Source organism: Stenotrophomonas sp. YJH_SMC_73 (assembly GCF_059370155.1).
In genome coordinates, this window is record NZ_JCAFTJ010000013.1 from 17,866 (window position 1) to 39,949 (window position 22,084).

Sequence of the window (22,084 nt, forward strand, 5' to 3'; positions counted from 1 at the left end):
TGCCCTGCGCGAGGCCGCGCATGATCCGCCGCCTGCACGACACCAACGACCTGGTGCGCGCGTTCCCGCGCGTGCATTTCGTCGGCATCGGCGGCACCGGCATGAGCGGTATCGCCGAAGTGATGCTGACGCTGGGCTATGAAGTGTCCGGCTCGGACAACGCCGATAACGTTGCGACCCGCCGCCTGGCCAGCCTGGGGGCGCGCATCATGCGCGGCCACTCCGCGGCCAACGTGCTGGGCACCGACTGCGTGGTGGTCTCCAGTGCCATCCGCGAGGACAACCCGGAGCTGATGGAAGCGCGCAGCCAGCGCATTCCGATCATGCCGCGTGCGGCGATGCTGGCCGAGCTGATGCGCTTCCGCCGCGGCATCGCCGTGGCCGGCACCCATGGCAAGACCACCACCACCAGCCTGACCGCTGCGGTGCTGAGCGAAGGTGGCCTGGACCCGACGTTCGTGATCGGTGGCCAGCTGCTGGCCGCTGGTGCCAACGCCAAGCTGGGTGGCGGGCAGTGGCTGGTGGCCGAGGCCGATGAAAGCGATGGCAGCTTCCTGCGCCTGAACCCGCTGATGTCGATCATCACGAACATCGATGCCGACCACCTGGAAAACTACGGCAACGATTTCGCCCGCGTGCAGGCGGCGTTTGCCGAGTTCCTGCAGCGCCTGCCGTTCTACGGCCTGGCGGTACTGTGCATCGATGATCCGGAAGTCGCCGCGCTGGCCGCCAGGACCCCGCGCCACGTGATGAGCTACGGCATGAGCCCGCAGGCCGACGTGCGCGCCGAGAACGTGGTGCAGGAAGGGTCGCGCATGCGCTTCACCCTGCGCCTGCCGCAGGGCACCAGCCAGGAAGTGGTGCTGGCGCTGCCGGGCAGGCACAACGTGCTCAACGCGCTGGCCGCCGCTGCGGTGGGCTGGCAGCTGGGCGTGGCACCGGACGCGATCGCACGCGCGCTGGAGGGCTTCGCCGGTGTCGGCCGTCGCTTCAACGATCTGGGCGAGGTGACCACCGCCAGTGGCGCCAAGGTCCGCATCATCGACGACTATGGCCATCACCCGAGCGAGCTGGAGGCAGTGTTCGCCGCCGCTCGTGGTGGCTGGGCCGACAAGCGCCTGGTGGTGGCCTTCCAGCCGCACCGCTACAGCCGTACCCGCGACCAGTTCGACAAGTTCGCCGCCGTGCTGTCGAGCGTTGATGCGCTGGTGCTGAGCGAGGTCTACCCGGCCGGTGAAGAACCGATTGCCGGCGCCGACTCGCACGCGCTGGCCCGTGCCATCCGCGCGCGTGGCCGCAGTGAGCCGGTGGTGGTGGGCAAGGCCGCCGAGCTGGCCAGCGTGCTGCCGGACGTGCTGCAGGACGGTGACCTGCTGCTGATGATGGGCGCCGGCGACATCGGTGCCGTGGCCACCCATATCGCGGTGGAAGGTTTCAAGGGGGAGGGCCAGGCGTGAGCACGCTGACCTTCCCGCCGCTGCGCGTGACCGACCCGGCCGAGTTCGGCCGCGTCGCCGTGCTGCTGGGCGGCAGTTCCAGCGAACGCGAGGTGTCGCTGGATTCGGGCCGCAACGTGCTCGAAGCCCTGCAGTCGCGTGGCGTCGATGCGTTCGCGGTGGACGGCATTCCGGCGCTCGCCAGCGCGCTCGCCGCCGGTGGCATCGATCGCGTCTTCAACATCCTGCACGGCCACAACGGTGGCGGTGAGGACGGCATCGTGCAGGGCCTGATGGACGCCTTCGGCGTGCCGTACACCGGCTCGAACGTGCTGGGTTCGGCGCTGAGCATGGACAAGATCCGCACCAAGCAGGTGTGGCTGTCGCTGGGCCTGCCGACCCCGCAGTACCGCAAGGTCACTGCCGAGGACGTGCACGCCAATGCCGCCGAACTCGGCCTGCCGGTGGTGGTGAAGCCGGCCAACGAAGGCTCCAGCGTGGGCATCAGCCGGGTCACCGATGACGCCGGGCTGGATGAAGCGGTGGCCCTGGCCGCGCGCTACGACGGCCAGCTGCTGATGGAGCAGATGGTGGTCGGCGACGAATTGACCGTGGCCATCCTTGGCGACGTCGCACTGCCGTCGATCCGCATCGTGCCCAAGGGCCAGTGGTACGACTACAACGCCAAGTACATCGCCGAGGACACCCAGTACCTGTGCCCGGGCCTGGACGGTGGCGACGAAGAGGACATCCGGCGCATCGCGCTGGCCGCGTTCCGTGCCGCCGGGTGCCGTGGCTGGGGCCGCGTGGACGTGATGCGCGATCGCGACAGCGGCCGTTTCTTCCTGCTGGAAGTGAACACCGCGCCGGGCATGACCAGCCATTCGCTGGTGCCCAAGGCGGCCCGCCAGGCCGGCATCGGTTTCGAGGAACTGGTGTGGCGCGTGCTGGAACAGACCCTGGAGGCCTCGCACGCATGAACGCGGTGCTGCGCATCTTCGTCTGGCTGTTGGCGCTGTCGGTGGTTGCACTGCCGGTGGTGGCCGTGGTCAATGGCTGGGTCGGCGCCGAGCGCTGGCCACTGGCGAAGCTGCGCGTGCATGGTGAGTTCAAGCGGGTGCCGGCCGAACAGCTGCAGCAGGTGCTGCTGCCGTATGCGCGCGCCGGTTTCTTCGCGGTCAAGCTGCAGGACGCGCAGGACGCCCTGGAAAAGCTGCCGTGGGTGGAAAGCGCGCAGGTCCGCAAGCAGTGGCCGGACGTGCTGGAAGTGACCCTGGTCGAGCACAAGCCGTTCGCCCGCTGGGGTACCGACCGCCTGGTGTCCGAGCAGGGCAAGCTGTTCCCCACGCCGAAGAAGCTGTCCGACCTGGCGCTGCCGGAGCTGGATGGCCCGGACAGCCAGACCGCGGAAGTGATGAAGCTGTACAGCGACTCGCGTGCATTGTTCGCACCGGCCGGCGTCGATGTGCGCCGGGTGACGATGGACGCACGCGGCAGCTGGTCGCTGGTGCTGAGCAACGGCACCGAAGTGGTGGTCGGCCGCGACGACGCGCGCTCGCGCATGCAGCGCTTCGTCAAGGTACTGCCGCAGCTCAACCGTCAGGACGCGCCGATCGAGCGCGCCGACCTCCGTTACACCAATGGTTTCACGCTGAGCTGGGGTACCCCGGCCACGCCGGCGAAAACGCCGGCGACCCCGGCCAGAAGCACGCAGGAAAGGACATGAATCGCAAGGGTGACAAATCGCTGATCGTTGGCCTGGACATCGGCACCTCCAAGGTGGTGGCGCTGGTGGGCGAGTATTCGCCGGGCAACCCGATCGAAGTGATCGGCATCGGCTCGCACGAATCGCGCGGGCTGAAGCGCGGCGTGGTGGTGGACATCGAATCGACCGTGCAGTCGATCCAGCGCGCGGTGGAAGAAGCCGAGCTGATGGCCGGCTGCGAGATCCGTTCGGTGTACGCCTCGATTTCCGGCAACCACGTGCAGTGCAAGAACTCGCCGGGCATCGTGCCGATCCGTGACGGTGAAGTGACCTGGGGCGACCTGGATCGCGTGCTCGACGCGGCCAAGGCGGTGGCGATCCCGGCCGACCAGAAGATCCTCCACGCGATCCCGCGCGAGTACGTGCTGGACGATTCGCAGGAAGGCATCCGCAACCCGGTCGGCATGACCGGCGTGCGCCTGGAAGTGCATGCGCACCTGGTGGTGTGCGCGCAGTCGGCGGCGGCCAACATCAGCAAGTGCGTGCAGCGCTGCGGCCTGCAGGTGGACGACCTGGTGCTGTCCTCGCTGGCCTCCAGCGTGGCAGTGCTGACCGCCGACGAGCGCGAGCTGGGCGTGGTGCTGGTCGACATGGGCGCCGGCACCACCGACATCGCGGTGTTCGTGCAGGGTGCGATCTGCCACACCGCCTCGCTGCCGATCGCCGGCGACCACGTGACCAACGACATCGCGCACATGCTGCGCACGCCGACCCCGGAAGCCGAGCAGATCAAGGTGCGCTATGCCTGCGCCCTGGCCCAGCTGGCCACGGCCGAGGAGAGCATCCAGGTGCCGTCGGTGGGCGACCGCCCGCCGCGCCGCATGCCGCGCCATTCGCTGGCGCAGGCCGTGCAGGGCCGCTACGAGGAAATCTTCGAGATGGTGCAGGCCGAACTGCGCCGCTCCGGCTTCGAGGAGCTGGTGCGCGCCGGCATGGTGCTGACCGGTGGCGCGTCGAAGATGGAAGGCGTGGTCGAACTGGCCGAGGAAATGCTGCAGATGCCGGTGCGCGTGGGTATCCCGCAGCACGTCACCGGCCTGGGCGAAGTGGTCGGCAACCCGGTACACGCCACCGGCGTGGGCCTGCTGCTGATGGGCAGCCAGATCGAGCACCCGCGGCGGCCGTCGCTGCCCACCGGGCGCGCCGGAAGCATGTTCAAGAAACTCAAGACCTGGTTCCGCGGCGAGTTCTGACGCGGAACCCGTAAACCCGGGCCTCGCCCGGGCGCAACACCCGCAGTACCCGCATCACAACGCAATACCGGCTACACACAACCCACACAGCCGCAACGTCGGCATGCAGCAGGACGGCAGGACGCCCGAATGCCCATGCCAGCCAAAGCGGATACAACGAGGACACGGACATGGCGCATTTTGAACTGATCGAAAAGATGGCACCCAATGCGGTGATCAAGGTGGTTGGCGTGGGCGGCGGCGGCGGCAATGCCGTGGCGCACATGGTCAACTCGGCGGTGGATGGCGTGGAATTCATCACTGCCAACACCGACTCGCAGGCCATCAAGAATTGTGGTGCCAAGCTGCAGCTGCAGCTGGGTACCAACGTGACCAAGGGCCTGGGCGCAGGCGCGAACCCGGAAGTCGGCCGCCAGGCCGCGCTGGAAGACCGTGAGCGCATCATGGACGCGCTGCAGGGCGCCGACATGGTGTTCATCACCGCCGGCATGGGCGGCGGCACCGGTACCGGCGCTGCGCCGGTGGTGGCACAGCTGGCCAAGGAAATGGGCATCCTGACCGTGGCCGTGGTCACCAAGCCGTTCCCGTTCGAAGGCCGTCGCCGCATGCAGGTGGCGCTGAAGGGCATCGAGGAACTGAGCCAGCACTGCGACTCGCTGATCACCATCCCGAACGAGAAGCTGATCACCGTGCTGGGTCGCAACGCGACCATGATCCAGGCCTTCCGCGCTGCCAACGACGTGCTGCAGGGCGCCGTGCAGGGCATCGCCGACCTGATCGTGCGTCCGGGCCTGATCAACGTCGACTTCGCCGACGTGCGCACCGTCATGTCCGAAATGGGCCTGGCGATGATGGGTACCGGCACCGCCCGTGGCGATGACCGCGCCCAGGCCGCTGCCGAATCGGCGATCCAGAACCCGCTGCTGGACGATGTGAACCTGGCTGGTGCCAACGGCATCCTGGTCAACATCACCGCCGGCGCCGATTTCACCATGGCCGAGTTCGACGAGATCGGCCGCACCATCGATGGCTTCGCTTCCGAAGATGCCACCGTGGTGGTCGGCACCGTGCTCGATCCGGACATGCAGGACGAAGTGCGCGTGACCGTGGTGGCCACCGGCCTGAACCGCGTCTCGGCCAGCAAGACCCAGCGTCCGGGCGAGCGTGCGCCGATCAAGCTGGTCCGCAACGCCACCACCGGCCAGCCGGAGTTCGGCGAGTTCGACAACGGCGGCGATGCCGTCTCCAAGGCGGTGGGTGGCATGGGCCTGGGCCTGCGTCGCGCCAGCAGCGATACCGCAGCGGCCTCCGCCCCTTCGGCCCCGGCCGCTTCGGCCCCGGCGGCGGCGGAACTGCCGAACGATTACCTGGACATCCCGGCGTTCCTGCGCCGCCAGGCGGACTAAGCGGGGCGGCCCGGGGTTGTCCTCCCCGGGTTGCGCCACCATGTCCTGAAAACGCGGGCGCCGGGCCAGGATGGGCCCGGCCGCCCTGCTTCACGCGCTTTCCAGCGGCGTGCCGGTGGATCCTGCCGGTGGCTGCAACTGGCGTTTCAGCCGGGGTAGGGGAGTGCGCGTGTTAATCTAATGTGTCACTTCCGGTCCATCCCCCATGATCCAGCAACGCACCCTCAAGAACACGATCCGCGCCACCGGCGTTGGCCTGCACAGTGGTGACAAGGTCTACATGACCCTGCGCCCGGCACCGGTCAACCATGGCATCGTGTTCCGCCGCGTGGACCTGGACCCGGTGGTGGAGGTGCCGGCCAAGGCCGAACTGGTCACCGAAGTGACCCTGTGCACCGGCCTGACCTGCAACGACGCAAAGATCCAGACCGTCGAACACCTGATGTCGGCGCTGGCCGGCCTGGGTGTGGACAACATCATCGTCGAACTGTCCTCGGCCGAGCTGCCGATCATGGACGGTTCGGCCGGCCCGTTCGTGTTCCTGCTGCAGTCGGCGGGCATCATCGAACAGGATGCGCCCAAGCGCTTCATCCGCGTGCTCAAGACCGTGGAGGTGACCGAGGGCGACAAGGTGGCCCGTTTCACCCCGTACGAGGGCTACAAGCTGGGCTTCACCATCCAGTTCGACCACCCGATGATCCCGGCCAAGCAGTCGCGGCAGGAAATCGAGTTCTCGACGCTGGCCTACACCAAGGAAATCTCCCGCGCGCGCACCTTCGGTTTCATGCGCGACCTGGAATACATGCGCGAGCGCAACCTGGGCCTGGGCGGTTCGATGGACAACGCCATCGTGCTGGACGAGTTCCGCGTGCTCAACGAAGACGGACTGCGCTACGCCGACGAGTTCGTGCGCCACAAGATCCTTGACGCTATTGGCGACCTCTACCTGGCCGGTGGCCAGGTGCTGGGCGCCTACGAGGGCTTCAAGTCCGGCCACGCGCTCAACAACAAGCTGGTGCGGGCCCTGATGGCCGACGCCAGCGCCTGGGAATGGGTCAGCTTCGACTCGCCGACCAGCCCGGATCCGGTGGAATATGCCACCCCGGCCTACGCCTGATTCCATAGATCGTTGAATTTCAAGATAAAAACGCCGCCTTCCAGGGCGGCGTCGTTGTTTCCGGCGCTTGCGACGCATTCAGCGTGCTTGAAAGGCGTCAAGGCCGGTTCAAGGTCACGGTTTTGTGAACCTGTTGGATCGGAAGCCTGAATTTAACGAAGTTTTAACTTCAATCTAACGACAGGCCCCCGGATGGCCGCTAGGATGCGACCCGGCCCCCGAAATGTTTCACGCCGTGGTGACACGCGCGACGGGGAGCGGAGCCGGATGCTCCGTTGCCATCAGGACCGCTTCTTCGGCTTCGAGGGAACGTCCTGCAGGCAAGCCAAGGCGTCGCGTAGCCCTTTGTGCGTGGCGGCTGAAACTGCGTGGGGGCCATTCCGGTTGTCGATCGCTGGGGAGCGTGAGGGAGTGGTGGACGCAGTCTTGATGGTCACCCTGGTGGCCTTCAGCCCGATGGAACGGGCCGCGTCGAGCAACTGGGCTTCGGCAAGCCGCAACTTGGCATGCCAGACCGGGGACTCGACGAGAAAAACGAGGTGTTCCCCGTCCACATTGGCCAGCCGGCAGCGGCTGCGCAGAGGTGGCGGCAACTGGGGGCGCAACTGCCGGTCCAGCGCGTCGAGCCACAAGGCCCGACGCAGCGGGTTCCCGCTTTTGTCCGCCATTACCGCATCCAGCGCCGGTTTCGGCACTGACGCGGGGCGAACGCTGGATTTCGGCTCAGACATGAAAACTCACTGATGGCATTCAAAAAGATCGTAATCAAAACGCGTGAAGGACAGGCCAAGGCGTCGCCGATCACGCGTTTGCGGTTCTATTTCGAGGACCGCCCCCGCGCCCTGCTGGGCAGCGTGCTCGGGGTAGGCTGCATTATCGGCCTTGCCGGCGGCATTGGCGCCAGTGCGCTGAATGATTCGCGCCTGCAGGCCAAGGTCGAGCGCCAGGATGCGGAGCTGGCCAAGGTCAAGCGCGATGCGCAGACCCAGGTCAACGCGCTGGCCGCCCGCCTCGGCGAGCTGCAGGCGCAGGCCACCCGCCTGAACGCCCTCGGCGAACGGCTGACCCAGATGGGCAAGCTGGAAGATGGCGAATTCGACTTCAACGAGACCCCCGGCCTCGGTGATGGCGACGCCGGCGGCCCGACCAGCGACATCCCGGTCAAGGACGTCAACGCCGACTTACAGGTGCTGGAGCAGCGCTTCGCTGCTTCAGGCCGCCAGTTGTCGGTGATGGAATCGCTGATGTTCGACCACCAGCTGCAGCAGAACGCCGTGCCGTCGCGCATGCCGATCCGCAACAGCTACGTGACCTCCGGCTTCGGCACCCGTGCCGACCCGTTCGGCCGCGGCGCCGCGACCCACAAGGGCATGGACTTCCACGCCAAGGTCGGTGACCCGGTGATGGCCGTGGCCGAAGGCGTGGTCAGCTTCGCCGGTGTGAAGGGCGGCTATGGCAACGTCGTCGATGTCGACCACGGTAACGGCTATGTCACCCGCTACGCGCACAATTCGCGCCTGGTGGTGAAGGCCGGTGACCTGGTCCGCGCCGGCCAGGAAGTGGCCAAGGCCGGTTCCACCGGCCGTTCGACCGGTGCCCACGTGCACTTCGAGGTGTGGGAGAACGGCAACGTGGTCAACCCGCGCAAGTTCCTCGGCGACGGCGGCAACACGCCGGTCGGCCGCGTCAGCCGCGGCTGATGCCCGGGTCGGATTCCTTCCGCGCCGCGGAAGGGCTCTGACCCGATTCGGTTGAGGGCTGGGGTCAGAGCCCTTTCGCCATGGCGAAAGGGGTCCGACCCCGCATCCGTGTTTCTTTGCCGAATCCGGGGCGATTGCGACCGGATTGGCGCTTGAAACCTCAGCCGCCCGTCCCAAGCTACAATGGGTGTTGCCATCGACAGGGCGCCAGGCGCCCTGTTTCGTTTGCGGCGGACGGATCCCAAGGGGGAGGCCGGGCGTCGTGTCCATCCAACCCGGTTCCTTCAATGATCAACAGCCTGCTTACCCGCGTATTTGGCAGTCGTAACGAACGACAGCTGCGCCAGCTCAACCGCATCGTCGCCAAGATCAATGCGCTGGAGCCGGAGATCGAGAAGCTTTCCGACGAGCAGCTTCAGGCCAAGACGCCGGAGTTCAAGCAGCGCATCGCCGGCGGTGAAGCCCTGGACAAGGTGCTGCCGGAAGCGTTCGCGGTCTGCCGCGAAGCCGGCCGCCGCGTGCTGGGCATGCGCCACTACGACGTGCAGCTGATCGGCGGCATGGTGCTTCACCTGGGCAAGATCGCAGAAATGCGCACCGGTGAAGGCAAGACCCTGGTGGCGACCCTGCCGGTGTACCTCAACGCGCTGGAAGGCAAGGGCGTGCACGTGGTCACCGTGAACGACTACCTGGCCCGCCGCGACGCCGCGCAGATGGGCAAGCTGTACAACTGGCTGGGCCTGAGCGTGGGCGTGGTGTACCCGGGCATGCCGCACAGCGACAAGCGCGAAGCCTACGCGGCCGACATCACCTACGGCACCAACAACGAATTCGGCTTCGACTACCTGCGCGACAACATGGCGCTGTCCAAGGCCGACCGTTACCAGCGCGGCCTGCACTACGCCATCGTCGACGAAGTCGACTCCATCCTGATCGACGAAGCGCGTACCCCGCTGATCATCTCCGGTCCGGCCGATGATTCCCCGGAGCTGTACATCCGCGTCAACCGCGTCGTGCCGCACCTGGTCAAGCAGGAAGCGGAAGACGGCGAGGGCGATTTCTGGGTCGACGAGAAGGGCAAGCAGGTGCACCTGTCCGAAGCGGGCATGGAGCACGCCGAGCAGCTGCTGGTTGAAGCCGGCATCCTCGACGGCGAGACCGAAGGCCTGTACGCGGCGCAGAACCTGACCGTGGTCCACCACCTCAACGCCGCCCTGCGCGCGCACGCGATCTACCAGCGTGACGTGGACTACATCGTGCGCGACGGCGAAGTGGTCATCGTCGATGAATTCACCGGCCGCACCCTGGCCGGCCGCCGCTGGTCCGATGGCCTGCACCAGGCGGTGGAAGCGAAGGAAGGCGTGCCGGTCCAGCGCGAGAACCAGACGCTGGCCAGCATCACCTTCCAGAACCTGTTCCGCATGTACAAGAAGCTGTCCGGCATGACCGGTACGGCCGATACCGAAGCATTCGAGTTCCAGAGCATCTACGGCCTGGAAGTGGTGGTGATCCCGACCAACCGCCCGACCATCCGCAAGGACAGTCCGGACCAGGTGTTCCTCAACCGCAAGGGCAAGTTCAATGCGGTGCTGGCCGACATCGAAGAGTGCGCCAAGCGCGGCCAGCCGGTGCTGGTGGGTACCACCTCGATCGAAACCTCGGAAATGCTGTCCGAGCACCTGAGCAAGGCCGGCGTGAAGCACGAAGTGCTCAACGCCAAGCAGCATGACCGCGAAGCGACCATCGTCGCCAACGCTGGCCGCCCGGGCGCAGTGACCATCGCCACCAACATGGCCGGCCGCGGTACCGACATCGTGCTGGGCGGTTCGCTGGAAGCCGAGATCCACGCCCTGGGCGAGGACGCGACCGACGAGCAGAAGGCGGCGGTCAAGGCCGAATGGCAGAAGCGCCACGAGGCAGTGAAGGCGGCGGGCGGCCTGCACATCGTCGGCACCGAGCGCCACGAATCGCGTCGTATCGACAACCAGCTGCGCGGCCGTTCGGGCCGCCAGGGTGACCCGGGTTCGTCCCGCTTCTACCTGTCGCTGGAAGACAACCTGATGCGCATCTTCGCCTCCGACTGGGTGCAGAAGGCCATGCGCATGATGGGCATGAAGGAAGACGACGTCATCGAGGACCGCCTGGTCAGCCGCCAGATCGAAAAGGCGCAGCGCAAGGTCGAGGCCCACAACTTCGACATCCGCAAGAACCTGCTGGACTTCGACGACGTCAACAACGACCAGCGCAAGGTGATCTATGCCCAGCGCGACGAGCTGCTGGATGCCGAGTCGGTGAAGGCGAATGTCGATGGCATCCGCGACGACGTGATCTTCGACATCGTGGCGCGCTTCGTGCCGCCGAACTCGATCGACGAGCAGTGGGACCTGCGCGGCCTGGAAGCGACCCTGGAGTCGGACTTCGGCCTGCAGATGTCGCTGACCGACCTGGTCAAGGAACACGAAGAACTGGACGCCGAGGCCATCGCCACCAAGGTCCAGGAGCGCGTCAACCAGCACTTCGCCGAGAAGGAAGCCGGCCTGGGCGAAGAAACCATGCGCGCGCTGGAGAAGCACGTGATGCTGACCGTGCTGGACCAGAGCTGGAAGGAGCACCTGGCGCGCATGGATTACCTGCGCCAGGGCATCTACCTGCGTGGTTACGCGCAGAAGCAGCCGAAGCAGGAATACAAGAAGGAAGCCTTCGAGCTGTTCTCGGACATGCTGGAGAACGTCAAGCGCGAAGTGGTGACCCTGCTGGCCCGCGTGCGCATCCGCAGCGACGAGGAAGTGCAGGCGCTGGAAGCGGCCGAGCGCCAGCAGGCGCAGGCGCGCCTGAGCCAGTCGCAGTTCCAGCACCAGGATGCCGGCGGTTACAGCGCCGACGAGGAAGCCGCGCAGGTCGAAGCCGCCCAGCAGGGCGTGGCCACGCTGCAGCGCGACGAGCCGAAGATCGGCCGCAATGATCCGTGCCCGTGCGGCAGTGGCAAGAAGTACAAGCACTGCCACGGCCAGCTGAGCTGACCCCGGAAGGCCCCGCGCAAGCGGGGCCTTCTGCTTTGGCGCGGGCGATCCGGCGCGGATTCGTGATTGCGCTGGCCGCCCTGTTCTGGGCATGCTGGCCCCATGGTTTCTCCCACCCGATCGATCCATGTCGTGGCCGCCGTCATCACCGACGCCCGTGGCCGCGTGCTGCTCAACCGCCGTACCGAGAACCGCGACATGGCTGGCCTGTGGGAGTTCCCCGGCGGCAAGCGCGAATCCGGCGAGACCTCCGAACAGGCGCTGGTGCGTGAACTGCGCGAAGAGCTGGGCATCGAGGCCGATGTCGGGCCCTGGCTGATGGATGTGCCGCAGCGCTATCCGGACAAGCACCTGACCCTGGAAGTGCGCCACGTGCGCAGCTGGAAGGGCACACCGCGCGGGCGCGAGGGCCAGGCGATCACCTGGGTGGCGCAGGACAAGCTGGGCCGCTATTCCATGCCGCCGGCCGACCTGCCGGTGGTGGCCGCACTGCGCCAACCGGATCGCTACCTCATCACGCCGGCGCCGGCCGAAGATGCCGGCGGCGTGCAGCACTGGCATGAACGGCTGCAGCAGGCAGTGGCGGCGGGCCAGCAGCGCATCCAGCTGCGCCTGCCGCCGGAGCATCCGCAACGGCAGGCGATGATCGAACAGGCCGTGCGCGCGCATCGTCGCGGCGTGCAGTGGCTGCTCAACCGCGATGTCGCGTTGGCCCGCACACTGGGCGTGGGCGTGCACCTGGGCAGCGAGCAGTTGCTGGCCCTGCAGGAGCGGCCCTTGCCGGAAGGACAGCTGGTCGCCGCGTCCTGCCACGACCTGGAGCAGCTGCAGGCGGCGCAGCAGCTGGGCTGCGACTTCGCGGTGCTCGGCCCGGTGCAGGCCACGGCCAGCCATCCCGGGGCGGTGCCGCTGGGCTGGGAGGCCTTCGCTGCGCTGCGCGCGCAGGTATCGCTGCCGATCTACGCGTTGGGCGGCATGGCCGCCGGCCATATCGCCGAAGCGCGTCGGCATGGCGGGCAGGGCATCGCTGCGATTCGTGGGCTGTGGCCGGCGTGAGCCGGCATGCAGGGTCAGATCCCTGCGCAGCAGGGCTCTGACCCCATCGCGGCAATCTGGGGTCGGAGCCCTTTCCGCTGGAAGGGATCCGACCCCTCCCGATCACAACGTGATCCAGAAGCATCCGTATTGCCGCCGCAATCCCAGCACCGTGGACGCTCGCGACGCGCTGCCGGGCAGCGTCTGCTCCAGGCGCAGGCCGACCGGATGCCGTGGCGCTGGCGGCTCAGGGTCGGATTCCTGCGCCGCAGGGCTCTGACCCTCTTCCTGCGAGGACGCCAGCCCCTGTGGCGGATACACCGGCACCACGTCCACCAGTGGCCGCCGTGCCAAGGATTCCAACTGGCCGAGGATGCGCTGCGCGCCGGCATCGGAGACCGCACCCCACAGGTACAGCGAGGACAGCCGGTTCACATCGTTGCTGACGATGCCGGTGCGCAGTGCGTCCACCAGCTCGCTCAGGCGTCGTGGGCAGCGCGCACCCAGGGTGTCGCGTGGCAGGGTGCTGCCGGTGGGCGCGGGCGGTGGCAATCGCGACCGGGCGCCAACGCTGTCGCAGGGGCGGTCGGTATACACGCTCTGCCCCTGCGCATCGGTGCAGCGGTTCAAGCGCGGGGACTGCGCATGGACAATGCTCGATACCGAACACAACGACAGCAGCAACAGCAGGAAGGAAAACCGGTTCATCGGCGCAGGGTAGCGCCGATCGCGGTGGCATGGCGTGCTTTCAGCCGTGCAGCAGCTTCAACACCGACGTGGTCGGCTTGGCCAGGTTCAAGGTGTAGAAGTGCAGGCCCGGCGCGCCGCCCTCGATCAGGCGCTGGCACAGTTTGGCCACCACTTCGGTACCGAACGCCCGCACCGATTCGGCGTCATCGCCATAGGCCTGCATCTTGCGGCTGATCCAGCGCGGGATCTCCGCACCGCATTGCTCGGAGAAGCGGCGCAGCTGGCTGAAGTTGGCGATCGGCATGATGCCGGGCGTGATCGGCACCTGAACGCCGAGCCGGCGCACGGCATCGACGAAGTGGAAGTACGCATCCGGGTTGTAGAAATACTGGGTGATCGCCGCGTCGGCGCCGGCATCGATCTTGGCCTTGAAGTGCTTCAGGTCGGCCAGTGCATCGGAGGCCTGTGGATGGGTCTCCGGATAGGCACCGACTTCGATGCGGAAGGCGGTGCCGTGTTCGGCGCGGATGAAGTCGATCAGCTCGGCGGCGTAGCGCATGTCACCGGGGAAGCCCATGCCGGAGGGCAGGTCGCCGCGCAGCGCGACCAGGCGATGGCAGCCGATGGCGCGGTACAGCTTGAGCAGTTCGCGGATTTCCTGGCGGGTGCCGCCGACACAGGACAGGTGCGGTGCTGCCTCGAAGCCGTGGTGCTGGTTGAGGTGGCGCACGGTCTCGGAGGTATAGCTCAGGGTCGAGCCACCGGCGCCGAAGGTACAGGACACGTACTCGGGGTCGTAGTCCTTCAGCCTGGCCGCGGCGCGGTCCAGCTGGCTGCGCTGTTCGTCGGTCTTGGGCGGATAGAACTCGAAGCTGATGGCGGTCATGGCACGGGCGGCAGCGGCGGGTGCGGGTCAGTATATCGCTTCATCAAGATGGATGTTAGTTGGCTGCATGGACTGGCACCGTCCGCCGCCGGCGACCGTTTGCCCGGGTCTGCGGCCGTTGCTCCGGAATCGCAACCTGGCTGCCGTAGCCGGGCGCACGCTGCTCCCATCCCGGCACCCCCCACCTGATGAAGGAGCACACGATGAAGATCTTCCTGGCACTCTGGTACGCGATGAAGGCCCTGGCCCGGCTGGCGATGATCGGCATGGCGATGGCCGTGCTCGGCTCCGGTTCCGCGCATGCCGCCACCGGCTCGACCGCTGGCAAGGTACAGGTCGAGGTGGTCGGCATGGGGCGACCGCTGCTGATGATCCCCGGCCTCAACAGCAGCGCCGAGGCCTGGCGCGAGACCTGCCTGGCCCTGAAGGACGTGCAGTGCCACCTGGTGCAGTTGCCGGGCTTTGCTGGCGCGGCAGCGGCCGACCCGCGCCCGGCCGGCTTCCTGCCGGCGATGCGCGGGCAGCTGCTGGCCTACCTGCATGACCAGCACCTGGGGCCGGTGGTGGTGGTCGGCCACAGCCTCGGTGGCGTGCTGGGCCTGCAGATGGCGCAGGCCGAGCCGAAGGCGATCAGCGCACTGGTGGTGGTCGATGCCCTGCCGTTCCTGCCGGCGGCGCGCGACCCGAGTGCCACCGCTGACAGCGTGCGGCCGATGGCCGACCAGCTGCGCAAGGGCATGCTGGCCGCCGACGCCGCGCAATGGCAGGCGCAGTTGAAGGCGGGCCTGCCGGGCATGACCCGCGATCCGCGGCGCCAGGCCGAACTGGGCCGCTGGGGCGAAGCCAGCGACCGCCAGACCACGGCCGATGCGATGCATGCGGTGATGACCACCGACCTGCGCGACAGCATCGCTTCGATCACCGCGCCGACGCTGGTGCTCGGCAGCTGGGCCGGCTACCAGCCGATGGGCGGCACCGAGGACGGCACGCGTGCGGTGTTCCAGGCCCAGTACGCGAACCTGCAGGGCGTGCAGATCGCGATGAGCGCGCAGGGTTTCCACTTCCTGATGTGGGATGATCCGCGCTGGTTGCAGGAACAGGTGCAGCGATTCCTCGCCGCGCATCCCTGACCCTTGTCCGCCCTCCTGCCACCGCCGAGAGCCCGCATGGACGCCACCACGCCTTCCCGCCGTTTCTGGACGCTCAATGCACTGGCATGGGCCGGCTATGCGCTGTACGGGCTGTGGGTCGGCATGCGGATCGGTGGCGGCATCGTGTTCAGTGGCATCGTGCTGATCACCGTCAGCGTGGCGGTCTCACTCTGGCTGTGCAGCGGCGCATTGCGTTCGGTTGCACTGCGCCAGCGCTGGTGGGAGGGCAGCCTGGGCAGCCTGGTGCTGAAACTGGCTGCCGGCGTGGTGCTCGGGGCCAGCGTCGCACAGGCGGTAACGGCGGCGCTGCTGCTGCCGGCGCTGGCGCTGGGTTGGGTGCAGCTGCCTGGCGGCCATGCGGATTACCAGTGGTCTTCGGTGCTGCTGTATTGGATGAACACCGCGTTGTTCCTGCTGGTGTGGACCGGTTTGTGGGCGGGCCTGCACGGCCTGCGGCGGGCACGCCACAGCGAGCTGGCACGCCTGCGCGCCGAAGCCGAACGCAGTGCGCTGGAACGTGACGCACTGCGTGCGCGGCTCAATCCGCACTTCATGTTCAATGCGCTGAACAACCTGCGTGCGCTGATCCTGGAAGACCCGGAACGGGCCCGTGACATGGTCACCCGCCTGTCGCGCACGCTGCGCCAGGCGCTCGCCCACAACCGCAGCGAGCAGGTCACGCTGGCCGAGGAACTGGCGGTGGTCGATGATTACCTGGCCATCGAGGCGGTCCATTTCGAACAGCGCCTGCAGGTGCGGCAGCAGATCGATGCCGATGCCACGCAGGCGCAGCTGCCGGCGATGGCGTTGCAGTTGCTGGTGGAGAACGCGATCAAGCACGGTATCGCCAGCCGACCCGGCGGCGGCGAGGTGCAGATCCGCGCCACGCTGGACAATGACGTGCTGCGGTTGCAGGTGGACAATCCACTTCCAACCGGCAGCGAACCCACCCATGGCCATGGCGTCGGCCTGGCCTACCTGCGTGCGCAGCTGGGCATGCGTGGCCGATTCGTGCTGCAACCGGCCGGTGACCGCATGCAGGCCCTGCTGGAGATTCCGCAATGACTGGCATGCTGCGCGTGTTGATCGTCGATGACGCACGGCTGGCCCGGCAGGAGCTGCGCACGCTGCTGTCGGCGCTGCCGTGGGTGCAGTGCGTGGGCGAGGCCGACGACGTGCCCGCCGCACGCGAGGCGATCACCACGCTGGCACCGGACCTGGTGCTGCTGGATGTGCAGATGCCCTCCGGCAGTGGTTTCGACGTGCTGGACGGCCTGGACACGGTGCCGGCCGTGGTCTTCGTCACCGCCTACGACACCTATGCGGTGCGTGCGTTCCAGGCCAACGCGCTGGACTACCTGGTGAAGCCGGTGGAGGCGCCGCGGCTGCTGGAAGCGCTCGAGCGGGCGCGGCAGTGCGAGGCGGTTGCGGCCGACGTGCCGGAATCGCGCGGCACGCTGGGCGCGCACGACCAGGTGTTCGTGCGCGAGGGTGAACGCTGCTGGTTCGTGGCAGTCTCCGAGATCCGTCGGCTGGTGGTGGATGGCAACTACACGCGGCTGTGGTTCCGCGACCAGAACGCACTGCTGACCCGCAGCCTGAGCGCGCTGGAAGCACGCCTGCCGCCGGATCTTTTCTTCCGCGCCAACCGCAACACACTGGTCAACCTGCGCCGTATCCGTGGGGTGTCGCCCAGCATCGGCGACGGCTATGACCTGACGCTGGATGATGGCAGCGAGGTGGAGGTATCGCGGCGGCAGGCACGCGAGCTGCGCGAGCGGATGGCGTTGTAGGTGCTGCCAGCGGTTACCCTGTGCAGCGGATTCCCAGATCACGCCGCGCCATGTCCATCGTCCTCACCGATTTCGCCCGTCCCCGCCTGTTCCCGCGCGTGCCACGCGGCAATACCATCCAGGACTGCACTGCCGAGCAGTTCGAGGCACACCTCAATGCGCACGCGCCGCTGAAGGTGCTCGACGGCTACGCCCCGTTCTGCAAGTTGTTCGTCTACGAGAACTGGACCAGCACGCGCTGCCTGACGGTGCCGGTCACCGAGGCCAACCGCCACCAGCTGCGCAGCGGCTACGAAGCGCGCAACCGCGAGGAACTGCCGGTACTGGTGCGCTGGTTCGAGGGCGTGGAGTCGCCGCGCGCGAACTACCTGGTGGTGATCCTGTACAACGCCGAGCAGCTGGCCAGGGAAGGCTCACCGATCGAAGCCGACTGGGGCATCGTCGGCTGCATCTATACCGCCGAACCGGAAGAAGTGCCGATGGCGCCGATCACCATGATGCGCAATGCGCTGGGCGTGGAGGAGGGCGGTTCCGGCGTGCCATTGGACAAGGAGGCCTACCGGCGCTCGGTGGAGTTCTGGGAGAACAACGCCAACTGGCGGCCGGGGTCGGATCCCCGCATCGCAGGGCTCTGACCCGATCATTCGAGCCCCCGGTCGAAGCCTTTCCCTGAGGAGGGGATCCGACCCCAGGCGCGCGCTATGATCGGGCCAGGCAAACCCAAGGAGGGCAGGGCATGGCGGTCTGGGCAAGGATGATCCTGATGTTGCTGGCGGGCACGCTGCCCGCCACCCCGGTACTGGCCGCGAAGCCCTCTGCCGGGATGGCCTGCGAACCCATGGCACGCCTTCCCGGGCTGCGCGATGCGGGCGTGACCGCGCTGTCGATGCAGCCGCAGGACGGCCGCTGCGTGATTGAAGTGGCGGCGGCCAATGGCAACGCGCTGCGTCGGCAGCAACGAATGCTGGAGGCGCTGGTGCAGCATGCCTGTGCCGCGCCGGCGCACGTGACCGTGAATGAGGTGCAGGTATCCCTGCAGCTGCGCCTGCCGACGCCCTGCACGGCACGCAGCAAACGGGATCTGTTCGCGGGTGAAGGTATTCCCTGGCTGCCTCCACACGGCGTGTCGCCGCGCTATCCGGTGGAGGCCATGCGGCAGGGGCTGTCCGGCCGCAGCATGCTGAAGGCGTTGGTCGATGCGCGGGGGCGCGTTGCGGCCGTGATCGTGGAGACCTCCAGCGGTCATGCGTTGCTGGATGACGCTGCAGCGGAGGAGCTGCAGGGCTGGCGTTTCAGCCGCGCCGATGCGAAGGGTACGGTGCCGGCGTTGACCCTCGTGCGCATGCCGATGCGGTATGAATTCGTGGAGTGAGCGTCATCCATGCATGGCACGGATCTGGACGTACCGCAGCGGAGCCACGCCGTGCGTGGCTGCATCACTGTCAGAGGCGCTTCCACTCCCACCACGGGTAGTGGTATTCGCGCTCGGTGGCGCTCCACGGCTGCGTGCAGGACGTGCACGTCACCCGGTAGCACTCACCCCAGCCATCCTCGGCCTCGCCTCGTCCGAGCAGCAGCACGTGGCCCTGTTCCAGCAGCGGTGCAGGGTTAAAGAACACATAAGAAGGGTAGAGTGCGCACAGGCACCCCTCACGCGCCTGCCAGTAGCGCAGCCGTTGCAGGGCCGCCTTCAGGTGCGCCTGGTTGCTGATCAGCATGCCGCCAAGGGCGATGCCCTCGCAGCTGCGTTCGATCGTATCCACATGTGCGACCAACGCGTCCAACGACGCGGTGCTGAACAGCCGTGCCACCGTGCGTGCGGCATCGGTGATGCGCGTGGCATCGCGCGACAGCAGGTCCTGCAGCAGCACGTCGGCCTGTGCATCGTCGAGCCGGGGTACCGGCGCTGCAGACCACGGCCAGCGCATCAGCGTGACTTGCCGATGGCAGCGTAGTGGCCGGCGGTGAGGCGCAGAAGGTCGGCCGGTGCCAGTTCTACCTCGAGGCCACGGCGCCCGGCGCTGACATGCAGCGCGGGCAACGCTTCGGCACTGGCGTCCAGGAACGTGCGCAGGCGCTTCTTCTGCCCCAGCGGGCTGATGCCACCGACCAGGTAGCCGGTCGCGCGCTGTGCGGCATCGGCGGCGGCCATCTCGCACTTCTTGCAGCCGGCGGCTTCAGCCAGCGCCTTCAGGTCAAGCTGACCGGCGACCGGCACGATCGCCACCAGCAGTTCGCGTGCTTCCGTGCTGGCCAGCAGGGTCTTGAACACCTGGGCCGGGTCGAGGCCGAGCTTGTCGACGGCTTCGCCGCCATACGATTCGGCGTGGGCGTCGTGCACGTAGCTGCGCACGGTGTGGGCGATCTTCTCGCGCTTGAGCAGGTTGATGGCCGGGGTCATGGGCGCATCCTAGCGCGAGATAGGGATATTGCCTTGACCGAAACTCGCGCATCAACGCAGGACGGGCCCCCGAAGGCGCCCGTCCCGGCTGTGATCGTCGGCATCCCGCGTCAGCGCGACATCGACTGCTGCGTCTGAATCTGTTCCTGGGTCTGTCGCTGCGACAGTTCGTTGTCCAGCGCCTGGCTATGCCGCGTGCTGTCCTGCAGCGTGTGGTTCGCCGCCTGCGACAGGTCGACGTAAGTGCGGTGCATGGCGGGATCGCCAAGCTGGCCCTGCACGGCGAACACGCCCTGGTTGTCCGGCCGCGCCAGCACGGTATCGACCTGGCTCATGCCGGCCAGCTTGGACTCGTAAGCCACCAGGCCTGCGGCGTTCTCGAGCTGGCTGCGGTCATTGAACAGTGGCGCCAGGCCACCCTGGCGGCGTTGTTCTTCCAGCGTTTCCAGCTTTTCCACGACCTGCTGGTAACGCGGGTTGTCGGCGTGGCCGGGGGTGGCCATGGTCGGTTCGGCGGCCTGCTGTTGCTGTTGCGCGATGGCCTTGTCGAGCGCACCCAGGGTGGTGGCACCGACCTTGCCATCGACGGTGAGCTGGTGCTCACGCTGGAACTGCTTGACCGCTTCCAGGGTGCCGGGCCCGAAATCGCCATCGGCTACCAGTGGCTTGCCGTCCTTGCCCAGATAGCCCAGGTCGGCCAGCTTCTGCTGCATCGCCTTTACCTCATCGCCCCTGGCGCCGCTGACCAGTACGCCGTTGCCGCCGGGCGCGCCGGGCGACCCGTGCGAGGGGGCATGGGTGGGGGTGATGCCCAGCTGGGTCATGGCCCGGTCGAAGCGCTCATCGCGGCTGGTCACCGCGGCCGGCGACTGGATGCCGTACTTGGTGGCATCGACGAAGTTCTGCACGTCGCCGCGGGTCGGTGGATTGCCGGCCTGGACCGTACCGCCCTGCAGCTTTTCCGCGTTGCCGGCCAGATAGCTGATGAACTGCGGGCCCATGCCGCCGAACTGGTTGTCATAGTCGGCCATGGCCAGCTGCAGTTCGGGGTTGGCCGCGATGGCATCGGCGGCGGCCGGGTTGGTGGCACGCACCTTGGCGATGGCTTCATCGACGCGCTCGATGGCGCTGTCCAGCTTGTCGTTGGTGAGCTGGTCCATCTTCGCCTGCGGAATGGCCTGCAACTTGGCGTCAAGCGCCGCCAGCTGCCGGGTGCTCAATCCGCCCTGCTGGGACAGCAGTTCGATGTCAGCGGCGGTGAAGCCGTTGTCGCGCAGGAAACGCCTGGCCTGCGGATTGCCGCCGACATCGAACTGCACCAGTCCGAACGAGTAGGTGCTTGCGCCTTTCTGCGCGTATGAGAAGTGGTCCAGGTGGCGGGTGTTGCCGCCCAGCTCCGTGTTGAGGAACAGCGTGGACAGCTGTTCGCGGGTAAGGGTGGAATCCTTTGCCATGGTCATCGTCCTTCAATGTGGGAAAAAGCGCCGGGCGCACCCAGCGGATGTCAGCCGGCGCAGTGCTGCTGCGTGAAGCCGAGCAGCTGGCGGACGGCCTGGGTGCCGTAGGCGGCCGATGCCGGTTCGAGGGCGAACTGGCCGACCATCTGGTTGCTGCACAACTGCACGTTGCGCTTGCCGGCGGTGGTTTCCTGGATGCAGTTGGCCGCCAGCACGGCGTTGGGGCCACCGCCCACGTTGGTGGCGGCCGTACAGCCCAGCAGGCGGCCTTCCTGGCCGTTTTCTCCCAGCAGCGTGTTGAAGTTCGCCAACTGGCTGTTGGGGTCGCGCAGCACCAGCAGGTCCACGCACTGCTGCTGGCCGTCGGGCACTTCGCAGGCGTCCTGGTCGACCAGGCCGTCGCGCGTGGCCGAGAGCACCTTGAGGCGATCGGCAAATACCTGTTGCAGGCAGTGCGCGTCACCGCACAGGTCGCGCGTATGCCGGATCCAGCGCTGCTGCTCGGCCTGCAGCTTGGCCTTGCCGGCGGCATCGAGGGTGTCGCGTGCGGAGGCTTCAGCCTTGGCCAGCTCAGCTTCCTGCTGCAACAGGGCGGGGTCGTTGCAGATCAGGGTCTGCACCTGTGATGCCCCCTCGGCGCAGGCAGCGCTGCTGCCCGTGGCCGCTGCCGGGGGGCTGATTGCCTTGCCGTCGGTGCTTGCCTGGCCGGTGTTCGCTGCCGGCGCGCTGGCACCGGCATCGCTGCCAGGCGGGCTGCAGGCGGCCAGCAGGGCCACCCAGCACAGGATCATCAGGGGCTTCATCGCCCGGGTCACTCGGTCATTGTTGCGCGGCATGTCCTGTCCTTTGCTGTCTGCGTCCCGGCGCATGGCCTGCAGTTGGCAGTCCATGGGGGCATAGAGACTAGCAAGCGGCTTCTTAGGGCACTGTGACAGGGCGCGCGGATCTGCTGCGGGGCGACGCAACGCAGAACGGGCGCCCGAAGGCGCCCGTTCTGTCTGCATCTGTTGCCGGGGTCAGCGCCCTTTCCTGCG

The 22,084-nt window shown here is 67.4% G+C and carries 20 protein-coding genes and 1 pseudogene; 14 read left to right on the forward strand and 7 right to left on the reverse strand.

Annotated features, from left to right (window positions below; all coding sequences use genetic code 11):
- The first annotated feature begins 20 nt into the window (after positions 1 to 20).
- From murC to lpxC, 6 genes and pseudogenes are all read left to right on the forward strand, one after another.
- Entirely contained in the window at positions 21 to 1,457 is a 1,437-nt protein-coding gene (gene murC / locus AC5P8R_RS18305; protein ID WP_014645942.1) for a UDP-N-acetylmuramate--L-alanine ligase, read from the forward strand.
- On the forward strand, positions 1,454 to 2,416 hold the full coding sequence (locus AC5P8R_RS18310; RefSeq protein ID WP_014645943.1) for a D-alanine--D-alanine ligase: 963 nt from the start codon (positions 1,454 to 1,456) through the stop codon (positions 2,414 to 2,416). The genes murC and AC5P8R_RS18310 overlap by 4 nt, the downstream gene beginning before the upstream one ends.
- A pseudogene (locus tag AC5P8R_RS18315) lies at positions 2,413 to 3,090 on the forward strand (cell division protein FtsQ/DivIB); the annotation flags it as partial. The gene AC5P8R_RS18310 and the pseudogene AC5P8R_RS18315, both read left to right, overlap by 4 nt.
- Positions 3,091 to 3,158: 68 nt before the next feature.
- On the forward strand, positions 3,159 to 4,394 hold the full coding sequence (gene ftsA / locus AC5P8R_RS18320) for a cell division protein FtsA (protein ID WP_005408083.1): 1,236 nt from the start codon (positions 3,159 to 3,161) through the stop codon (positions 4,392 to 4,394).
- A gap of 170 nt (positions 4,395 to 4,564) precedes the next feature.
- On the forward strand, positions 4,565 to 5,800 hold the full coding sequence (ftsZ, locus tag AC5P8R_RS18325; RefSeq protein WP_005415297.1) for a cell division protein FtsZ: 1,236 nt from the start codon (positions 4,565 to 4,567) through the stop codon (positions 5,798 to 5,800).
- Between the two features lie 205 nt (positions 5,801 to 6,005).
- Positions 6,006 to 6,917, forward strand: coding sequence for a UDP-3-O-acyl-N-acetylglucosamine deacetylase (gene lpxC / locus AC5P8R_RS18330; protein ID WP_014645945.1), 912 nt, complete (start codon positions 6,006 to 6,008; stop codon positions 6,915 to 6,917).
- A gap of 281 nt (positions 6,918 to 7,198) precedes the next feature.
- Here lpxC and AC5P8R_RS18335 read toward each other — a convergent pair whose 3' ends face one another.
- The gene (locus tag AC5P8R_RS18335; RefSeq protein WP_032956682.1) at positions 7,199 to 7,648 is read right to left on the reverse strand and encodes a DciA family protein; all 450 of its coding nucleotides are present in this window, start codon (positions 7,646 to 7,648) and stop codon (positions 7,199 to 7,201) included.
- A gap of 12 nt (positions 7,649 to 7,660) precedes the next feature.
- Between AC5P8R_RS18335 and AC5P8R_RS18340 the strand changes: the two genes are divergently transcribed.
- From AC5P8R_RS18340 to AC5P8R_RS18350, 3 genes are all read left to right on the forward strand, one after another.
- Positions 7,661 to 8,617 carry a M23 family metallopeptidase gene (locus AC5P8R_RS18340; RefSeq protein WP_014645946.1) on the forward strand — a complete coding sequence of 319 codons (957 nt, stop codon included), beginning with the start codon at positions 7,661 to 7,663 and terminating at the stop codon, positions 8,615 to 8,617.
- 287 nt (positions 8,618 to 8,904) lie between these two features.
- On the forward strand, positions 8,905 to 11,637 hold the full coding sequence (secA, locus tag AC5P8R_RS18345; protein ID WP_014645947.1) for a preprotein translocase subunit SecA: 2,733 nt from the start codon (positions 8,905 to 8,907) through the stop codon (positions 11,635 to 11,637).
- Between the two features lie 102 nt (positions 11,638 to 11,739).
- Positions 11,740 to 12,693 (forward strand): Nudix family hydrolase, encoded by a 954-nt coding sequence (locus AC5P8R_RS18350; RefSeq protein ID WP_049406070.1) that lies wholly within the window; start codon positions 11,740 to 11,742, stop codon positions 12,691 to 12,693.
- A 102-nt stretch (positions 12,694 to 12,795) separates the two neighbouring features.
- Here the strand turns inward: AC5P8R_RS18350 and AC5P8R_RS18355 are convergent, their stop codons facing one another.
- Positions 12,796 to 13,380 (reverse strand): DUF4124 domain-containing protein, encoded by a 585-nt coding sequence (locus AC5P8R_RS18355; RefSeq protein WP_075076538.1) that lies wholly within the window; start codon positions 13,378 to 13,380, stop codon positions 12,796 to 12,798.
- A gap of 40 nt (positions 13,381 to 13,420) precedes the next feature.
- Positions 13,421 to 14,248, reverse strand: coding sequence for a methylenetetrahydrofolate reductase [NAD(P)H] (gene metF / locus AC5P8R_RS18360; protein WP_014645950.1), 828 nt, complete (start codon positions 14,246 to 14,248; stop codon positions 13,421 to 13,423).
- A gap of 203 nt (positions 14,249 to 14,451) precedes the next feature.
- Between metF and AC5P8R_RS18365 the strand changes: the two genes are divergently transcribed.
- The 5 genes from AC5P8R_RS18365 to AC5P8R_RS18385 all read left to right on the forward strand — a co-directional run bounded on the left by AC5P8R_RS18365 (position 14,452) and on the right by AC5P8R_RS18385 (position 18,564).
- Entirely contained in the window at positions 14,452 to 15,378 is a 927-nt protein-coding gene (locus AC5P8R_RS18365) for an alpha/beta fold hydrolase (protein WP_014645951.1), read from the forward strand.
- Positions 15,379 to 15,414: 36 nt separating this feature from the next.
- A complete protein-coding gene (locus AC5P8R_RS18370; RefSeq protein ID WP_049440189.1) occupies positions 15,415 to 16,464 on the forward strand; it encodes a sensor histidine kinase in 1,050 nt (349 codons plus the stop codon).
- On the forward strand, positions 16,461 to 17,192 hold the full coding sequence (locus AC5P8R_RS18375; RefSeq protein WP_014645953.1) for a LytR/AlgR family response regulator transcription factor: 732 nt from the start codon (positions 16,461 to 16,463) through the stop codon (positions 17,190 to 17,192). Before AC5P8R_RS18370 ends, AC5P8R_RS18375 begins: the two co-directional genes overlap by 4 nt.
- Positions 17,193 to 17,242: 50 nt before the next feature.
- The gene (locus tag AC5P8R_RS18380; protein WP_014645954.1) at positions 17,243 to 17,827 is read left to right on the forward strand and encodes a DUF3228 family protein; all 585 of its coding nucleotides are present in this window, start codon (positions 17,243 to 17,245) and stop codon (positions 17,825 to 17,827) included.
- Between the two features lie 101 nt (positions 17,828 to 17,928).
- Positions 17,929 to 18,564 carry an energy transducer TonB gene (locus AC5P8R_RS18385; protein ID WP_053494934.1) on the forward strand — a complete coding sequence of 212 codons (636 nt, stop codon included), beginning with the start codon at positions 17,929 to 17,931 and terminating at the stop codon, positions 18,562 to 18,564.
- 70 nt (positions 18,565 to 18,634) lie between these two features.
- Here the strand turns inward: AC5P8R_RS18385 and AC5P8R_RS18390 are convergent, their stop codons facing one another.
- From AC5P8R_RS18390 to AC5P8R_RS18405, 4 genes are all read right to left on the reverse strand, one after another.
- A complete protein-coding gene (locus AC5P8R_RS18390; RefSeq protein ID WP_100449348.1) occupies positions 18,635 to 19,120 on the reverse strand; it encodes a hypothetical protein in 486 nt (161 codons plus the stop codon).
- Positions 19,120 to 19,593 carry a Cys-tRNA(Pro) deacylase gene (ybaK, locus tag AC5P8R_RS18395; RefSeq protein WP_495223707.1) on the reverse strand — a complete coding sequence of 158 codons (474 nt, stop codon included), beginning with the start codon at positions 19,591 to 19,593 and terminating at the stop codon, positions 19,120 to 19,122. The genes AC5P8R_RS18390 and ybaK overlap by 1 nt, the downstream gene beginning before the upstream one ends.
- 110 nt (positions 19,594 to 19,703) lie before the next feature.
- On the reverse strand, positions 19,704 to 21,047 hold the full coding sequence (locus AC5P8R_RS18400) for a peptidoglycan-binding domain-containing protein (RefSeq protein WP_014645958.1): 1,344 nt from the start codon (positions 21,045 to 21,047) through the stop codon (positions 19,704 to 19,706).
- A 50-nt stretch (positions 21,048 to 21,097) separates the two neighbouring features.
- Positions 21,098 to 21,886, reverse strand: a complete 789-nt coding sequence (locus AC5P8R_RS18405) for a lysozyme inhibitor LprI family protein (RefSeq protein WP_495223708.1) — start codon at positions 21,884 to 21,886, stop codon at positions 21,098 to 21,100.
- Positions 21,887 to 22,084 lie beyond the last annotated feature (198 nt).

What these genes read in the sequence shown, in the direction of transcription:
- murC (WP_014645942.1), top strand. Translation starts at nt 21, where the DNA reads ATGATCCGCCGCCTGCACGACACCAACGACCTGGTGCGCGCGTTCCCG.
- ftsA (WP_005408083.1), top strand. Translation starts at nt 3,159, where the DNA reads ATGAATCGCAAGGGTGACAAATCGCTGATCGTTGGCCTGGACATCGGC.
- ftsZ (WP_005415297.1), top strand. Translation starts at nt 4,565, where the DNA reads ATGGCGCATTTTGAACTGATCGAAAAGATGGCACCCAATGCGGTGATC.
- lpxC (WP_014645945.1), top strand. Translation starts at nt 6,006, where the DNA reads ATGATCCAGCAACGCACCCTCAAGAACACGATCCGCGCCACCGGCGTT.
- AC5P8R_RS18335 (WP_032956682.1), bottom strand. Translation starts at nt 7,648, where the DNA reads ATGTCTGAGCCGAAATCCAGCGTTCGCCCCGCGTCAGTGCCGAAACCG.
- AC5P8R_RS18340 (WP_014645946.1), top strand. Translation starts at nt 7,661, where the DNA reads ATGGCATTCAAAAAGATCGTAATCAAAACGCGTGAAGGACAGGCCAAG.
- secA (WP_014645947.1), top strand. Translation starts at nt 8,905, where the DNA reads ATGATCAACAGCCTGCTTACCCGCGTATTTGGCAGTCGTAACGAACGA.
- AC5P8R_RS18350 (WP_049406070.1), top strand. Translation starts at nt 11,740, where the DNA reads ATGGTTTCTCCCACCCGATCGATCCATGTCGTGGCCGCCGTCATCACC.
- AC5P8R_RS18355 (WP_075076538.1), bottom strand. Translation starts at nt 13,380, where the DNA reads ATGAACCGGTTTTCCTTCCTGCTGTTGCTGCTGTCGTTGTGTTCGGTA.
- metF (WP_014645950.1), bottom strand. Translation starts at nt 14,248, where the DNA reads ATGACCGCCATCAGCTTCGAGTTCTATCCGCCCAAGACCGACGAACAG.
- AC5P8R_RS18365 (WP_014645951.1), top strand. Translation starts at nt 14,452, where the DNA reads ATGAAGATCTTCCTGGCACTCTGGTACGCGATGAAGGCCCTGGCCCGG.
- AC5P8R_RS18370 (WP_049440189.1), top strand. Translation starts at nt 15,415, where the DNA reads ATGGACGCCACCACGCCTTCCCGCCGTTTCTGGACGCTCAATGCACTG.
- AC5P8R_RS18375 (WP_014645953.1), top strand. Translation starts at nt 16,461, where the DNA reads ATGACTGGCATGCTGCGCGTGTTGATCGTCGATGACGCACGGCTGGCC.
- AC5P8R_RS18380 (WP_014645954.1), top strand. Translation starts at nt 17,243, where the DNA reads ATGTCCATCGTCCTCACCGATTTCGCCCGTCCCCGCCTGTTCCCGCGC.
- AC5P8R_RS18385 (WP_053494934.1), top strand. Translation starts at nt 17,929, where the DNA reads ATGGCGGTCTGGGCAAGGATGATCCTGATGTTGCTGGCGGGCACGCTG.
- AC5P8R_RS18390 (WP_100449348.1), bottom strand. Translation starts at nt 19,120, where the DNA reads ATGCGCTGGCCGTGGTCTGCAGCGCCGGTACCCCGGCTCGACGATGCA.
- ybaK (WP_495223707.1), bottom strand. Translation starts at nt 19,593, where the DNA reads ATGACCCCGGCCATCAACCTGCTCAAGCGCGAGAAGATCGCCCACACC.
- AC5P8R_RS18400 (WP_014645958.1), bottom strand. Translation starts at nt 21,047, where the DNA reads ATGGCAAAGGATTCCACCCTTACCCGCGAACAGCTGTCCACGCTGTTC.
- AC5P8R_RS18405 (WP_495223708.1), bottom strand. Translation starts at nt 21,886, where the DNA reads ATGCCGCGCAACAATGACCGAGTGACCCGGGCGATGAAGCCCCTGATG.